This is a genomic window from Roseburia sp. OM03-7AC, assembly GCF_003462625.1.
Taxonomy (GTDB): domain Bacteria; phylum Bacillota; class Clostridia; order Lachnospirales; family Lachnospiraceae; genus Roseburia_C; species Roseburia_C amylophila.
Genome location: NZ_QTZJ01000007.1, coordinates 1 through 16353, shown reverse-complemented (window position 1 = coordinate 16353; position 16353 = coordinate 1). Strand labels below are relative to the sequence as shown.

General features: G+C 43.4%; 15 protein-coding genes and 1 tRNA gene. 15 read left to right on the top strand and 1 reads right to left on the bottom strand.

Annotated elements, in window-relative coordinates:
- The first annotated feature begins 40 nt into the window (after positions 1–40).
- The 3 genes from DXB39_RS12010 to DXB39_RS12000 are packed head-to-tail and all read left to right on the top strand — an operon-like array spanning position 41 to position 2873.
- Positions 41–721 carry a response regulator transcription factor gene (locus tag DXB39_RS12010; RefSeq protein ID WP_022244316.1) on the top strand — a complete coding sequence of 227 codons (681 nt, stop codon included), beginning with the start codon at positions 41–43 and terminating at the stop codon, positions 719–721.
- Positions 718–1860 carry a sensor histidine kinase gene (locus tag DXB39_RS12005; RefSeq protein ID WP_117842080.1) on the top strand — a complete coding sequence of 381 codons (1143 nt, stop codon included), beginning with the start codon at positions 718–720 and terminating at the stop codon, positions 1858–1860. The genes DXB39_RS12010 and DXB39_RS12005 overlap by 4 nt, the downstream gene beginning before the upstream one ends.
- A 53-nt stretch (positions 1861–1913) precedes the next feature.
- Positions 1914–2873, top strand: a complete 960-nt coding sequence (locus DXB39_RS12000) for a cation diffusion facilitator family transporter (RefSeq protein ID WP_158565996.1) — start codon at positions 1914–1916, stop codon at positions 2871–2873.
- Positions 2874–2948: 75 nt separating this feature from the next.
- On the opposite strand, the gene DXB39_RS11995 is transcribed toward DXB39_RS12000, so the two are convergent.
- A tRNA-Ser gene (locus DXB39_RS11995) sits at positions 2949–3034 on the bottom strand.
- Positions 3035–3215: 181 nt separating this feature from the next.
- Between DXB39_RS11995 and DXB39_RS11990 the strand changes: the two genes are divergently transcribed.
- From DXB39_RS11990 to DXB39_RS11935, 12 genes are all read left to right on the top strand, one after another.
- Positions 3216–5129 (top strand): OPT family oligopeptide transporter, encoded by a 1914-nt coding sequence (locus tag DXB39_RS11990; protein ID WP_022244313.1) that lies wholly within the window; start codon positions 3216–3218, stop codon positions 5127–5129.
- An 87-nt stretch (positions 5130–5216) separates the two neighbouring features.
- A complete protein-coding gene (locus DXB39_RS11985; protein ID WP_117842078.1) occupies positions 5217–5579 on the top strand; it encodes a PqqD family protein in 363 nt (120 codons plus the stop codon).
- Positions 5579–7021, top strand: coding sequence for an aminoacyl-histidine dipeptidase (locus tag DXB39_RS11980; protein WP_117842077.1), 1443 nt, complete (start codon positions 5579–5581; stop codon positions 7019–7021). The genes DXB39_RS11985 and DXB39_RS11980 overlap by 1 nt, the downstream gene beginning before the upstream one ends.
- A gap of 108 nt (positions 7022–7129) precedes the next feature.
- Entirely contained in the window at positions 7130–8203 is a 1074-nt protein-coding gene (locus tag DXB39_RS11975; protein ID WP_117697946.1) for a 6-phosphofructokinase, read from the top strand.
- Positions 8204–8223: 20 nt separating this feature from the next.
- The gene (gene dnaX, locus DXB39_RS11970) at positions 8224–9786 is read left to right on the top strand and encodes a DNA polymerase III subunit gamma/tau (RefSeq protein WP_117697858.1); all 1563 of its coding nucleotides are present in this window, start codon (positions 8224–8226) and stop codon (positions 9784–9786) included.
- 21 nt (positions 9787–9807) lie between these two features.
- On the top strand, positions 9808–10164 hold the full coding sequence (locus DXB39_RS11965) for a YbaB/EbfC family nucleoid-associated protein (RefSeq protein ID WP_022244308.1): 357 nt from the start codon (positions 9808–9810) through the stop codon (positions 10162–10164).
- 26 nt (positions 10165–10190) lie between these two features.
- Positions 10191–10787, top strand: a complete 597-nt coding sequence (gene recR / locus DXB39_RS11960) for a recombination mediator RecR (RefSeq protein ID WP_022244307.1) — start codon at positions 10191–10193, stop codon at positions 10785–10787.
- A 40-nt stretch (positions 10788–10827) separates the two neighbouring features.
- Positions 10828–11664, top strand: coding sequence for a transketolase (locus tag DXB39_RS11955; protein ID WP_117842076.1), 837 nt, complete (start codon positions 10828–10830; stop codon positions 11662–11664).
- Positions 11652–12599, top strand: coding sequence for a transketolase family protein (locus DXB39_RS11950; protein ID WP_117697856.1), 948 nt, complete (start codon positions 11652–11654; stop codon positions 12597–12599). Before DXB39_RS11955 ends, DXB39_RS11950 begins: the two co-directional genes overlap by 13 nt.
- A 153-nt stretch (positions 12600–12752) precedes the next feature.
- Positions 12753–14057, top strand: a complete 1305-nt coding sequence (locus tag DXB39_RS11945; RefSeq protein WP_117842075.1) for a LysM peptidoglycan-binding domain-containing protein — start codon at positions 12753–12755, stop codon at positions 14055–14057.
- An 81-nt stretch (positions 14058–14138) separates the two neighbouring features.
- Positions 14139–15350, top strand: coding sequence for a DUF5711 family protein (locus tag DXB39_RS11940; protein ID WP_117842074.1), 1212 nt, complete (start codon positions 14139–14141; stop codon positions 15348–15350).
- Positions 15347–16063, top strand: a complete 717-nt coding sequence (locus DXB39_RS11935) for a CvpA family protein (RefSeq protein WP_117842073.1) — start codon at positions 15347–15349, stop codon at positions 16061–16063. The genes DXB39_RS11940 and DXB39_RS11935 overlap by 4 nt, the downstream gene beginning before the upstream one ends.
- Positions 16064–16353: the final 290 nt, after the last annotated feature.

Sequence of the window (16353 nt, the reverse complement as noted above, 5' to 3'; positions counted from 1 at the left end):
AGCAGTTGTAAAATTTTTGTTAAGAAACAGGTGAAAGCTTTTGAGATTATTAATAGTTGAAGATGAGAAACAAATATGCGACACAATTGCAAAAAGTCTGTATGATGCCGGTTACGAGGTGGATACCTGCTATGACGGGGAAGAGGCACTGGAATGCATTCTGGCGGAGGATTATGATTTGATTGTTCTGGATCTGAATCTGCCGGGTATGGATGGAATGGACATTTTAAGGGAACTTAGACAGAAAAATGAGGAGACGAAGGTCCTGATATTATCTGCAAGAGGACAGATTGCCGATAAGGTTGAGGGACTGGATGCAGGTGCAAACGATTATATGGAAAAACCGTTTCATTTGCAGGAACTTGAGGCACGTATCAGAAGCCTGACAAGAAGAAAATTTGTGCAGAAGGATATATGCCTGGAAAGTGGTGAAATTAAGTTCAATACGATAAGACGCGAGGCATATGCAAAAGGGAAAATGGTTCCCCTGACAAGAAAAGAAAATGGTATTCTGGAATACCTTCTTCTTAATCTTGGCAGACCGGTCAGCCAGGAGGAACTGATAGAGCATGTCTGGGATGCATCCGTGGATAGCTTTAGCGGCTCCATCAGAGTGCATATGTCGTCACTCAGAAGAAAACTAAAGTCCGTGCTTGGATATGATCCGGTTTTGAACAAGGTGGGAGAGGGGTATAAAATACGAGAGGAGTCCGATAAATGAGAAGAATGTCGCTGCAGTGGAGGCTTACCTGTATCATTACATTATATATTGCGGTTATATGTGGATGCCTGACTATGCTGGTCTATAAAAACGGTGTGTATTATATGGATTCTCTGCAGGAGACTGTTGATGCACAGGGAGATGGGAATGGAAATGAATCAGACGAAATATATATCAGTATTCCGGAAGACAAGTGGGACGAATTTGCAAATGATTTTTCGGTCCAGGTATACAACAATAAGACGGATTACAAAAAAAGCAGCCTGATAATTTCAGCTTTATTGGCACTTCTTGGTGGAGTGGCTACATATTTTATAAGTGGGCGTGCCCTCAGACCGATTAGAGAGTTTTCGGATAAAATCGAAGAAGTACAGGCACAGAATCTGGCAGATTCACGGATAGAAGAGAATCAGGTGAAAGAACTGAACCAGCTTAGTGCTTCATATAACAAAATGCTGGAACGCCTTTCGGATGCCTTTGAGATACAAAGACAATTTACCGCAAATGCAGCACATGAGCTTCGAACCCCGCTGTCTTTAATGCAGGTACAGCTTGATTTATATAATTCCGCCAGACATCCGGGCAATGATACAGATACTTTACAGACGATAAAGATGGTTACGGAACAGAATGACAGGCTCAGCAGGATGGTAAAGACACTTCTTGACATGAGCGAACTTCAGACGGTGGGGAGAGATGAGAAAATTGCAGTTGACGCTCTCATTGATGAAGTGTTGGCAGATTTGGAACCTCTTGCACAGGAAAAAAATATAAAGCTTGCTGGAAAATGCAAGAATACAACAATGGTCGGAAGTGATATTCTTATTTACAGGCTGGTATATAATCTTGTTGAAAATGCAATAAAATATAATCATTCAGGTGGACAGGTTACAGTTACTGCATATCAGAAGGAAAAGCATGTTTATCTGTCAGTAGAGGATACAGGAAGCGGAATCCCGGAGGAACTACGGGAGCGCGTGTTTGAACCATTCTTCCGTGTGGATAAATCCAGAAGCAGGGAACTGGGGGGCGTAGGTCTGGGACTTGCTTTGGTTCATGAAATTGTGAGAGTGCATGATGGCAGTATAACAGTTAAGGCCAGTCCGTCTGGCGGGACGATTTTTGATGTGATTTTTTAAAGAGAATATATATCTGATGTGCTTTTGAACAGCCAGGAATGGGAGGAAAGAAAATGCTGGAACGAAAAATAGTCCGTACAGCCAATGAAGATTTACCGGTAATTAAGGAAATGAATGCAGCCAGTAAAATGAAACTGGAAAAAAGAATGATAAACCTGTCCTTTATTGGAAGCGTACTCTTTGTAGTAGCAGAAGGAGTTATGGCATATATCAGTCATTCCCATGCAATACTGATGGACTGCGTATTTGATGTGACAGATTTAATAATGATAGGACCGTTTCTGGTGCTGGTGCCACTGTTGTACCGGCCGGTAACGGAACGCAGACCATATGGATTTTCCCAGGTAGAATCGTTATTTCTGGTAATCAAGTACAGTGTGCTTTTAGTAGTTACCATCCAGCTTTTAATTGACAGTGTGCAAAGCATTCTGCATGGTGGACATATGGTAAATGCCAGCCAGCTTGCAGGCTTTGAGTTTGGTGTATTTGCCGGCTGCCTTGTCATTTATTTCCTGCTTCATTATTTCAGTAAACGGTATGCATCCGTAGTGGTAAAAGCGGAAATGTATAACTGGAAACTGGATGTAGTCAGCAGTTTTGGCGTATCCGCCGCATTCTTCGGACAGTTCCTGCTGCAGAAGACACCGTACGAATGGCTGGCACCGTACATAGACCCGGTAGTAGCAATTGTGATGGCATTAATCTTAATTGTAGAACCGGTGAAAATGATATTGCATGGACTCAGGGAGCTGGTGCTCTTTGCACCGGAGCAGGAAGTGATGGACCAGATACGTTCCATTGCAGAACAATATATGCAGACCTGTTCCTATACGATAGAATTTTTGGATGTCATCCAGACCGGACGAAAAACCTGGGTGGAAATATACATAGACAGCCCCAACGATATTATTACAATGCAGTCCCTCACCAGAATCAGAAATGGAATCCGGGAAGAATTAAAGAAAAACTTTGACCAGATTTATGTAGAACTGATACCGGATTTGCCGGAATAAAAATAATACCGGACACAGGTGCCGGAGTGTATAAAAAAGTGCCGATGGAATATTCCACCGGCACTTTTTATGAAACGGAGATGGCGGGATTCGAACCCGCGTGCCCCGGAGGGCTAACGCATTTCGAGTGCGCCCCGTTATGACCACTTCGATACATCTCCAGATAAAAAAGAGTGCATACACTTTGTTGGATTCGTGTGGTAAAGTGTTTTGCACAATAACATATATATCATACAATATTTTCCTGCCGGATGCAAGCAGATTTCATTGACAGACCAGGCAAATGCCCGTATAATATTATTTATATTGGTTATAGTGACCATAAGTAGGAGGATTAGACAAATGAATAATGAAAAAGAGTTCAAGCCGTATATTCCGGCAGACAAAGTTTTGCCGGAACTTACGCCAGTCTCTATTATTCTGGGTATCCTGCTGGCCGTAGTTTTCGGTGGAGCAAATGCATACTTAGGACTTAGAGTAGGAATGACAGTGTCGGCATCCATACCGGCAGCGGTAATTTCCATGGGAATTATCCGCGTAATTTTAAGAAGGGACTCCATTCTGGAGAATAACATGGTACAGACCATCGGTTCTGCCGGAGAGTCTCTTGCAGCAGGAGCAATCTTTACACTCCCGGCTCTGTTCATGTGGGCAGAGGAAGGTGGTACAAGCATGCCATCTTTAGTGGAAATCGCATTGATTGCATTAATCGGTGGTGTCATCGGAGTTATGTTCATGATTCCGCTTCGTAGTGCATTAATCGTACAGGAGCATGGAAAGCTTCCTTATCCGGAAGGAAAAGCCTGTGCAGAAGTACTGGTAGCCGGAGAAGAAGGCGGAGCAAAAGCAAGTACCGTATTTGCCGGTCTGGGAATTGCAGCAGCATACAAATTCATCACAGATGGTTTGAAAGTATTCCCGAGTGAAGTGACTTATGAAATCAAATCTTACAAGGGTTCTGGAGTCGGAATGGATGTACTTCCGGCACTTCTTGGAGTTGGTTATATCTGTGGAGCCAGAGTATCTTCCTACATTTTTGCGGGTGGAGTAATCGGCTGGTTCGTACTGATGCCGTTAATCGCACTCTTTGGTGCAGACCTTACCATTTTCCCGGCAAGCGTTCCGGTATCTGAACTTGGCGCATCAGGAATCTGGTCAAACTATATCCGTTACATTGGAGCAGGAGCAGTTGCAGCAGGCGGAATCATCAGCCTGGTAAAGAATCTGCCACTTATCGCAAAGACCTTCCGTCAGGCATTAAAGAGCTACGGAAGCAAAGGAAATGGTGACAACAGCCGCCTCAATAAAGATATTCCAATGAATATCGTAATTCTTACGATTGGAATCATGGCTATTATTATGTGGCTGGTTCCGGCAGTTCCGGTAAGCCTTCTTGGAGCAATTATTATCATAATCTTCGGATTCTTCTTTGCAACCGTATCATCCAGAATGGTTGGTATTGTAGGAAGTTCCAATAACCCGGTATCCGGAATGGCAATTGCAACACTGCTTATCACAACGATGATTTTAAAAGCAACCGGAACCATCGGAATGACTGGAATGGTAGCTTCTATTGCAATCGGTTCTGTCATCTGTATCATCGCAGCAATCGCCGGAGATACATCACAGGATTTAAAGACCGGTTATCTGGTAGGAGCAACACCTTGGAAACAGCAGGTTGGTGAAATCATCGGTGTAGCAGCATCTGCTATTGCAATCGGTGGAGTATTATATCTGTTAAATGCAGCATGGAGCTATGGTTCCTCAGCAATCCCTGCACCGCAGGCAACCTTGATGAAGATGGTAGTAGAAGGAGTTATGGGCGGAAACCTTCCTTGGGTACTGGTATTTGCAGGCGTTGGTATTGCAGTAGTAGTAGAAATCCTTGGAATTCCGGTATTGCCATTTGCAGTAGGTCTTTACCTTCCGATTTACTTAAGCACACCAATGATCGTTGGTGGATTAATCCGCTTATACTTCGATAAGAAGAAGGGTGAATCCGAAGAAGAGAAGAAACGCAAAGTGGAAAATGGAGTGCTTTACTCATCCGGTCTGATTGCCGGAGAGGGACTGGTAGGAATTCTCCTTGCAGTCTGTGCAGTCATTCCATTCAAGGGAGAGACCTTTGCAGATGCATTTAACTTATCTGCAATATTCGGTTTCAGCTTAGGAAACATTGGCGGACTGGTATTCTTTGCATTACTTGCCGTAACTTTAATCCTTTTCATCCGTGGAAAGAAGAAAAAAGAAAATTAAAAACAGAATAAAGTAGTTCTTACATCTGCCGTCTTGCGAAAAGGCGGCAGATGTTTTATACTGCTAGCGAAGATAACAGGAGGCAATATGGCAAAGAAAAAAGACAATTATTTAGATTATATCCCACGTCCGAATACATTATTTGAATGTAATAAGAACAAAGATGGCAAAATAGAAATAAAAATGCATAACAAAGGTGTGTTTAACAAAATCGCACAGGTGTTATTTAAGAAACCGAAATACAGCTATATCGAGCTGGATGAATTCGGCAGCTTCGTGTGGGAGCAGATGGATGGAAAGAAAACCATCTATGAGATTGGTGCACTGGTAAAAGAAAGATTCGGTGACAAGGCAGAACCTCTTTATGAGAGACTCTCCCAGTATATCAAGATTCTGCATAACAACCATTTTATCGTATATGAGAATAAATTAAGAAAGAAGGAATCATAATGAGCGCATTAGCAGGCTTAGAACCAAAAGAGGTATTTCATTATTTTGAAGAAATCAGCAATATTCCCCGCCCATCCTATAAAGAGGAGAAAATCAGCAATTATCTGGTAAACTTCGCAAAGGAACGGAACTTAGAATATTATCAGGATGAAGTAAAAAATGTCATTATCATCAAAGAGGCAGCACCGGGCTATGAAGATGTTGCACCGCTGATGATTCAGGGACATATGGATATGGTGTGCGAGAAAGAACCGGGCAGCACCATCGATTTTGAAAATGACGGACTGACACTGGAAGTAAATGGAGATTATATCAGTGCAAAGGGAACAACCCTTGGTGGCGACGATGGAATTGCAGTTGCATACGCATTGGCAATCTTAGATTCAGACAGTATTGCGCATCCACGTATCGAATTTATCTGTACCGTATCTGAAGAGGTTGGCATGGAAGGTGCCGTAGCGCTGGATGTTTCCCACTTGAAAGCCAAGAAGCTTCTGAACCTGGATTCTGAAAATGAAGGAATCATGCTGGTAAGCTGTGCCGGTGGATGCAGCACCGTATGTGAGCTTCCGGCGGAATGGGAAAAGAGCGCAGGAAATCTTGTTTCTATTCATGTGGCAGGCTTAAAGGGCGGACATTCCGGCGTGGAAATTGACAAAGGAAGAGCCAACTCCAACATTTTACTGGGAAGAATTCTTTTGGAATTAAAAGATGAATATCATTATCAGATAGCAGCATTATCCGGCGGAAATAAGCAGAATGCCATTCCAAGAGAAAGTGCAGCAGAGCTTATGGTACAGGAAGATGCCACACAGCTTGTCCATAAAATAGAAGAAATTGCAGAGAAAATCACCCATGAATTTTCCACCAGTGACCCGGATATCCAGATATCCGTAGCAGTAGAAGAAAACTGTGAGAAGGAAGTATTAACAGAAGCTGCGGCAAGAAAAGCAGTGCTTTTAATCAACCTGCTTCCAAATGGAATTCTTCGTATGAGTGATGACATCAAGGGACTGGTAGAAACTTCTTTAAACCTTGGTGTCCTGACTCTGGAAAAAGACAAGCTGACTCTGCAGTATGCCGTAAGAAGTGCAGTGGGAACCGCAAAAGAATATCTTTTGAAACGTATTGCTGCGCTGGTAGAAGAGTTTGGCGGAAGAGTCACCAATACCGGTAATTATCCTGCGTGGGAATACCGCAGGGATTCTGTACTCCGGGATGATATGGTCCGCATTTTCAAGGAAATGTATGGAAAAGAGCCGACCGTAGAAGCAATTCATGCCGGACTTGAGTGTGGCATTTTAGCAGGTAAGATTGACGGACTGGATGCTGTCTCCATCGGACCGGATATGATTGCCATTCATACCACAGAGGAGAAATTAAGCATTTCTTCCACAAAGAGAGTATGGGATTATATCTTAAAAGTAATTGCCTGTAAATAAATTGCTTAAGCGGGCATTATAGCTTGTACCCTAAAAAAAAATATATTATAATATATTTTGGATGTGTGGGCGTATGCACAACAATAAGCAAAGAAAGGGATGCAGCAAATGAAAAGAATAGGTATGTTGACCAGCGGCGGAGACTGTCAGGCATTAAATGCAGCAATGCGCAGCGTGGTAAAAGGATTAAGTCATAATGTGGATGAGTTGGAAATCTACGGTTTTTATAATGGTTACAAGGGATTGATTTATGGCGATTACCGTCTGCTTACATCAAAGGATTTTTCAGGAATCCTTACCAAGGGCGGAACTATCTTAGGTTCTTCCAGACAGCCATTTAAACTGATGCGTGTGCCGGATGAGAACGGGCTGGATAAGGTGGAAGCAATGAAGCAGACCTATCATAAACTGAAACTGGATTGTCTGGTAATCCTTGGCGGAAACGGAACACAGAAGACTGCCAATCTCCTTCGGGAAGAGGGATTAAATGTCATCCATCTGCCGAAGACCATCGACAATGATATCTATGGAACAGACATTACCTTTGGTTTCTATAGTGCAATCAATGTAGCATGTGCAGCTATTGATTGTATACACACAACAGCAGCATCCCATAATCGTGTCTTTATCGTAGAAGTCATGGGACATAAAGTGGGCTGGCTGACCCTGTACGCAGGTGTTGCCAGTGGAGCAGATATCATATTACTGCCGGAAATCCCATATGATATTGATAAAGTCATCGAAGCAATAGATAAGAGAACCAGGGATGGAAAAGGCTTTACCATTCTTGCGGTAGCAGAGGGTGCTATTTCCAAGGAAGATGCAGCACTTTCTAAGAAAGAATACAAAGAGAAGTTAAAGAATTATAAATATCCGTCTGTATCCTATGAGATTGCAGACCAGATTGAGAAACGCAGTGGCACCGAAGTACGTGTAACCGTACCGGGCCATACCCAGCGCGGTGGCAGTCCATGCCCATATGACCGTGCACTCTGTACACGACTTGGTGCAGCAGCAGCCCAGGCAATCATTGATGAAGATTACGGATACATGATTGCGATGATTAATGATAAGACAAAGCGTGTTCCACTGAAGGATGTGGCTGGCAAGTTAAAGACGGTTGACCCGGGCTGCCAGATGATTAAAGAGGCAAAGACCATTGGAATCAGCTTTGGAGATTAAGAGAAGCGAGGATGGAATAGATGTCATACATGGCACTTTACCGTAAGTTCCGCCCACAGGAATTCGCGGATGTCAAAGGACAGGAGCATATAGTAACAACCTTAAAGAACCAGATAAAGGCAGACCGTATCGGCCATGCATATCTGTTCTGTGGAACGAGAGGAACCGGTAAGACAACCATCGCAAAAATATTTGCCAAGGCAGTCAACTGCGAACATCCCGTAGATGGAAGCCCTTGTGGAGAATGTGCAAGCTGTAAAGCAATTGCGGCAGGAAGTTCCATGAATGTTATCGAAATTGATGCGGCATCCAATAACGGTGTAGATAATATCCGTGAAATCCGGGAAGAGGTAGCATACCGCCCGACAGAAGGAAAATACAAAGTTTATATCATAGACGAGGTGCACATGCTCTCCATCGGAGCCTTTAACGCTTTGTTGAAGACCCTGGAAGAGCCGCCTTCCTATGTCATTTTTATACTGGCAACTACGGAAGCCCATAAGATACCGATTACGATTCTTTCGAGATGTCAGCGGTATGATTTCCGGAGGATTTCCATTGAGACCATATCAGACCGCCTGATGGAACTGATGGAAAAGGAAAATGTGGAAGTGGAAGAACGGGCAATCCGCTATATTGCCAAAGCGGCAGACGGATCCATGCGGGATGCCTTAAGCCTTTTAGACCAGTGCATCGCCTTTTATCTGGGACAGAAGCTGACCTATGACCATGTGTTAGAGGTGCTGGGTGCAGTAGATACGGAAGTCTTTTCTAAATTACTGCGGAAAGTGCTGGCAGAAGATGTGGCAGGAGCCATTTCGCAGTTAGAAGAGCTGGTCATCGAGGGAAGAGATTTAGGACAGTTTGTCAATGACTTTACCTGGTATTTAAGAAACCTGCTTTTGTTAAAAGGCTCAGACGATATGGAAGAAGTCTTAGATATGTCTTCTGAGAACATGGCACTTTTAAAAGAAGAAGCCCGGTTGGTAGAAGCAGATGTACTGATGCGGTATATCCGGATTTTCTCCGAGCTGTCCAATCAGGTAAAATATTCTTCCCAGAAACGAATCTTAATTGAAATCGCAATAATTAAATTATGTAAACCTGCAATGGAGACCAACATGGATTCCATTACAGACCGGTTAGCAAAGTTAGAAAAGAAGATGGAGCAGGGAATTCCCATGGCAGCACCGGTGAATACCGCGACACAGCCGGCCGAGGCAGCAGCACCGGTCAGCCGTCCGCCAATGCCAAAAGCAATCCCGGAAGATGTGGAACAGATTGTAAAGAACTGGAATTCCATTCTACCGAAGATGAGCGGCGTGGTGCGCACCTATCTTAAGTCGGCACATTTAAGTCTTGGCGGAGATGACCGTCTGATGATTGTATTGGATGACCCGGTTGCAGCAGGCTACGTGGAAGAGGAAGACCACAGAAATGAAATCCGACAGGTGATTTCTGATTATATAGAAAAAGAAGTGGAGATTCAGATTCAGCAGAATCAGTCGAATCGTCCGTTTGAAGAATCCTATGTGGATTTGTCACAGATAATCAATATGGATATAACCATTGAAGATGAATAAAATACAGGAGGAAATGGAAACATGGCAAAAAGAGGCGGAGGATTTCCGGGCGGAATGCCGGGAAATATGGGAAACCTTATGAAACAGGCACAGAAGATGCAGCGCCAGATGGAAGAGGCATCCAAGGAGTTAGAGGAGAAAGAAGTAACAGCCGCAGCAGGTGGCGGTGCAGTTGAGGTTACAGTCTCCGGTAAGAAAGAAGTAACCAAAGTAAAGATTGATCCGGAAGCAGTTGACCCGGATGATGTAGAAATGTTAGAAGACATGATTATGGCAGCAACCAATGAGGCACTGCGCCAGATTGAAGAATATTCCCAGCAGTCCATGTCCAAGATTACCGGTGGCATGGGTGGACTTGGCGGCGGATTCCCATTCTAATCAGCTGAAGGAGAAGAGGAAGCAGAATGGACTATTACAGCAGTCAGATAAGCCGTCTGATAGAACAACTTTCCGGCTTGCCGGGAATTGGACCAAAGTCGGCGCAGAGACTGGCATTTCATATTTTGAATATGCCGGAAGAAAATGTGGAAAAATTAAGTCGTTCCATATTAGATGCAAGACAGAATATACACTACTGCAAAGAGTGCCTGACCCTGACCGATGATGAACTCTGCCCGATATGCAAAAATCCCCAGCGGGATCACAGCGTAATCATGGTAGTAGAGGACACCAGGGATCTGGCAGCTTATGAGAAAACTGGAAAATATGAAGGAGTATATCATGTACTTCATGGGGCAATATCTCCGATGCTTGGAATCGGACCGAATGACATTAAGCTCAAGGAGCTGATACATCGGCTGGAGGGTGATGTAAGAGAAGTCATTATTGCCACCAATTCAAGTTTAGAGGGAGAGACAACAGCAATGTATATCAGCAAGCTGGTGAAACCGACCGGAATCAAGGTCTCAAGAATTGCCAGCGGCGTCCCTGTGGGAGGGGATTTGGAATACATTGACGAGGTAACATTACTTCGCGCGTTAGAGGGACGTGTGGAGTTGTAATGGATACAAACAAGCTTATTCATGAGAAAGGTTAAGTAAAATGACGAATGCAGAGTTGGAAAAAAAGGCAAATGAAGTAAGACAAAGTATTGTTACGGCATTGCACAGTGCAAAATCCGGACATCCAGGCGGATCACTTTCCGCAGCAGATATTATGACATATCTGTATTTTGAAGAGATGAATGTGGATCCGAAGAATCCGAAGATGGCAGACCGCGACAGATTTGTGCTGTCGAAAGGACATGTAGCTCCGGCATTATATTCTGTACTGGCACACAAAGGATATTTTCCGGTAGAAGATCTTGTGACACTGCGTCATACAGGTTCTTATTTACAGGGACATCCGGATATGAAACATATTCCGGGTGTTGATATGTCTGCAGGTTCCTTAGGACAGGGACTGTCCTGCGCAGTAGGAATGGCACAGGCTGGTAAGATGGATGATAAGGATTACCGGGTGTATGCAATGTGTGGTGATGGTGAGATTCAGGAAGGACAAATCTGGGAAGCTGCCATGTGGGCAGGCGCACATCACTTAGACAACCTGACTGTAATCGTAGATAACAATAACCTTCAGATAGATGGAACGGTAGAAGAAGTATGTTCTCCATACCCGATTGATAAGAAATTTGAAGCATTCAATTTCCATGTAATCAATATCAATGGAAATGATATGGAAGAAATCCGTAATGCCTTTGCAGAAGCAAAGAAAGTAAAAGGCATGCCGGTTGCAATCATTGCAAAGACCACCAAAGGAAAAGGAGTTTCCTTTATGGAAAATCAGGTGGGCTGGCATGGAAAAGCTCCAAATGACGAGCAGTACGAACAGGCAATGGAAGAATTGAAGAAAGCAGGTGAAGCATTATGTCAGAAGTAAAGAAGATTGCAACAAGAGAAAGCTACGGTAATGCTTTAGTAGAACTGGGCAGGGAACACACAGACCTTGTAGTATTAGATGCCGATTTGGCAGGTGCAACCAAGACGGAAATCTTCAAGAAAGCATTTCCGGAACGTTTCTTGGACTGTGGAATTGCAGAAGCAAATATGGCTGGAATCGCAGCAGGACTTTCTACCTGCGGTAAAGTTCCATTCATGAGCTCCTTTGCAATGTTTGCAGCAGGACGTGCTTATGAGCAGGTGCGTAACGCAATCGGATATCCACACCTGAATGTAAAAATCGGTGCAACCCATGCAGGAATCTCTGTAGGAGAAGACGGTGCAACCCACCAGTGCTTAGAAGACCTTGCACTGATGCGTGAAATTCCTGGAATGGTAGTGATCAATCCGAGTGATGATATTGAAGCAAAAGCTGCAGTAAAAGCGGCATATGAACATGTAGGACCGGTTTACCTCCGATTTGGCAGACTTGCAATTCCTGTATTTAACGATAACGAAGATTACAAATTCGAAATCGGAAAAGGAATCGTCTTAAAAGAAGGAAAAGATGTTACCATTTTTGCAACCGGACTGGAAGTAAGCGAGACATTAGCAGCAGAGAAAATGTTGGCAGCAGATGGCATTGATGCAGAGATTATCAACATCCATACCATTAAGCCAATCGATGCAGAATTAGTTGCTGCATCAGCCACAAAGACAGGCAAAGTCGTAACCGTAGAAGAGCATTCCATCATCGGTGGACTTGGAAGTGCTGTATGTGAAGTCCTTTGCGAGAAAGCACCGGCCAAAGTGCTCCGCATTGGCGTAAATGATACCTTTGGCGAGTCAGGCCCGGCACCGGAACTGATTGCAAAATACGGACTGGATGCAGAAAGTATCTACAAAAAGGTAAAAGCCTTTGTAAAAGAAAACTAAAAAAGACAAAAAGGAAAGCTGTCACTGAAAAAGTGGCAGCTTTTTTCGTAAAAACCTGTCAGAAACTTCATTTTTCGCCATCCATGATATGGCAAAAAATCCGCCGCCTCTGTGTTATGGTTGTCCCAGGACAAGAGGAAAGGGGCGGCAGAAGTGATAGAGATTATACAACGGAAGGAAATAGAAAATTCAGCAACAGGAAATGCACCGGCAGGAAATACCGCAACAGGAAATATAGTGACAGAAAATAGAAGAACGAACGAGAAGGTGGAGGATACGGCAACGTTTCCACGAAATTTCCGCCAGATTGGGACGCCAGAGGGTGAAAAACACATTTTCATAGAAGATTATGTATACACCTATCTGCATCCGGCATTTCTCGGAATGAATGAACGGCGGGTATGCATTCTGGTGGGCAGAACCGAAACCCATGGCAAAAACACGAATATCTATGTAAATGGAGCATTTGAATTGCTGGAAATTGCATATTGTGGGACAGCTCCGGTTTTTCAGGAGAAAATCCGGACAGAAATATGCACCTTAATTAAACGCTATTTTGATGGAAGCACCCTGCTGGGCTGGTTTTATGATGAGAAGGGGACAGCACCCTGCCTGACACCGGAACTGGAACGGATACTGAAAAATTTCTTTGGTGGAAACAATAGACTTCTGCTGCTGTCGGATTCCCTGGAAAAAGAAGAAACGTTATACATATATGAAGATGGAGCCGTTCATAAAAAAGAAGGCTATTATATCTATTATGAACGCAACCAGGCGATGCAGGAGTATATGATAGTATCGCGGAAAGACACACCGCAGGAAGTGAAACCGGAGGAAGTCCGGGATGAGGCATTAAAAAACTACCGGGAGCTGGTCTTAAACAGACCAAAAAAGAATTTTCAACTGCCGGCATTTCATTCACTGGTTTATGGAAGTGGTCTTCTTGTGGTCATTGCAATCATAGTTGTAGGCATCAGCATGTTCAATAATTATGAGAAAATGAAGAAACTAGAAACTGCGGTCAGTGTCATGGAACAGAAAAATGATTCATCAGGAACAGACCCTGCACCGGATACGGAAACCCAGACAAAGCTGGTCATCGAGGACCTTGCGGGACAGGTAGAACCAACGGAAAAAGAGAATGCAGAAAACTTACAGGTTGCGGACAACACGGCAGCACCGGATAACATGGCAGCACCGGACAGCACGGCAGCACAGGATAGCACGGCAGCACCGGATAATACATCTGACCAGGCAGCATCAGCAAGTACACAGCCCCAGTCCGAGGCGGAAATTATATTGCAGCAGGGCTATTATATTGTGCAGCCGGGAGACAGCATGATTTCCATCAGTAAAAAGATATATCAGGATGCTTCCCATGTGGCAGATTTGTGTGCGGCAAATGGGATTGAAAATGTCGATAATATAAAGGTTGGCGAAAAATTAATACTTCCATAAGAAAAAAATAATGCCGAAACATGGAATATAGGCTATAATCAATAGAAGAGTGAAGAGAACAGCAGGAGTTAAGAAACAGAAATGGCAGATAAAACACAGTTTCGTACCATCGAAACAGACGAAGAAGAACTGAGTACCAAAATACGGAAACATCGTTTGAAAATAATAAAAATCATATTGTTGTTGCTGGCACTGGCAGCTGTTGCAGCATTGGGGATTTTCTTTTTTCAGAAATTGCGGAAATATAATAGTTACACGGTAGAAAAAAGCGTGGAACGTCAGGACACTGCTGGAAGCCAGTTTCTTGCATATGGAAATGGTTTTATCAAATATAGTAACGATGGGGCAATTTATACCGACGCCAATGATGAAGTGTACTGGAACCAGACCTATGAGATGAAAGAACCAATGGCAGATGTCTGTGAGGATTATGTGGCATTGGCAGATAGGGGCGGAACTGAAATCTATATCATGAATCAGGCGGGAATGCAGGGAAAAATTGAGACACCGATGAACATCTCCAGAATAAGCGTAGCCAACCAGGGCGTTGTGGCAGTATGGATGGAGAGTGACGGAGAGAATTACATCCGTATGTATGACCAAAATGGCAAAAATCTGGTGTCCGGCGCATTCTATACAGAAAAAAGCGGTTATCCGCTGGATATTTCCCTTTGCAATGATGGAAAGAAATTAGCAGTGTCCATGCTCACGGTCAATAATGGAGAAGTATGCAGCACAATCAAATTCTACAATTTTGGCTCAGTAGGACAAAATGAGATTGATTATATGGTAGGAAGCTTCGACTATCCGGATGTGATAATACCTCAGATAGAATTTACCGATAACAACCGTCTGGTGGCATTTGGCGATTCCAAAATTATTTTGTTCAGAGGTACCCAGAAACCGGAGCCGGATGATGAAATTGCGCTGAACCAGGAAATAAAGAGTGTATTTACCAGTGAAAATTATATTGGCATCATTTACAATAATGATGTGCAGGCAGAATCCAATACCGAAAGCACAGAAGAAAGCCGCCATATGGAAATTTATAATACCGGTGGCAAACATGTATTAAGCAAGGATTTTACCATGGATTATGAAAATGTGGACTTCCTTGGAAATGGAGAAATCTGTATCCGGAACGCCACAGAGTGTCAGATTTACAATACATATGGTGTAAAGAAATTTTCCTATACATTTGATACACCGCTGTATGATGTAATTTCAGACGGCAGCCAGAATGGTTATATATTTATAATGGAAGGAACAACAGAGAAGGTAAGACTGAAGTGAATTGGTTATTGATATGTGTGATTGGAATCCTGGTAGTATGTGCCCTGGAGGGATACTTCCGTGGATTTATAAAAATAGTATTCTCCCTGCTTGCAATGATTATCACCCTTGCAGTGGTGTCGGTTGCAGCTCCAAGGATTACAACCTATATAGAAGAAAACACAGAGCTGGATGAGAGAATCACGGAGAAATGCTTAGAGCATGTGGAAAAAAATGCGCAGGACCGGCTGGACCTGGAAGCACAGGAGAAGTCCGAAGAGACCAGACAGCAGTTAGAAGAAAATGGTATCAGTGGCGGAGAACTGGATGCCCTTATGGACAAAGCGGCAGAAGCGGGAAGTGATGCGGTCCATCAGGCATTGGCAGATAGCGGAGTTTATCAGGCAATGGCACAAAAAATCACGCATTTTATCATCAGTCTGATTGCCTGCATAGTGACATATGTGGTGGTATATCTGGTTCTTCATATTATTTTGAATGTGCTGGATCTGGTGGTGAAGCTTCCGGTTCTGAAAGGAATCAACAGGTTCATGGGAATGTTGGCAGGCGGTGTGAAAGGATTTCTTATAGTCTGGGTGGCATTTTATCTGATACATATTATGGCAGCCACAGAATGGGGCACGCGGCTGGTGACATATATCGGAGAAAATGAGTTCCTCGCATTTCTCTATCAGCATAATCTTCTGGTACAGATATTTACCGGAATTTTCTAAAATGTATAAAAAATTTAAAATGACATAAAAATATCAGCAAATAGATATTGTAGGATGAAAAAACAGAATCCACAATATCTATTGCTTTTTGTTAGAAACCACAAACCGCCTGAAAAAAGTGTGTAAAAAAACCGAAAAAAGGGTGTTGACATCCCGAAAATGACGTGCTATTATAAAACTCCACCGCGCAGAAAACACCTGCTGCGGCGGGAGATAAGAATTAAAAAAATGAAAAAAGTTGTTGACAAAAGCTGACAGACATGATATTCTGTAAAAGTTGCAGGTCAGCA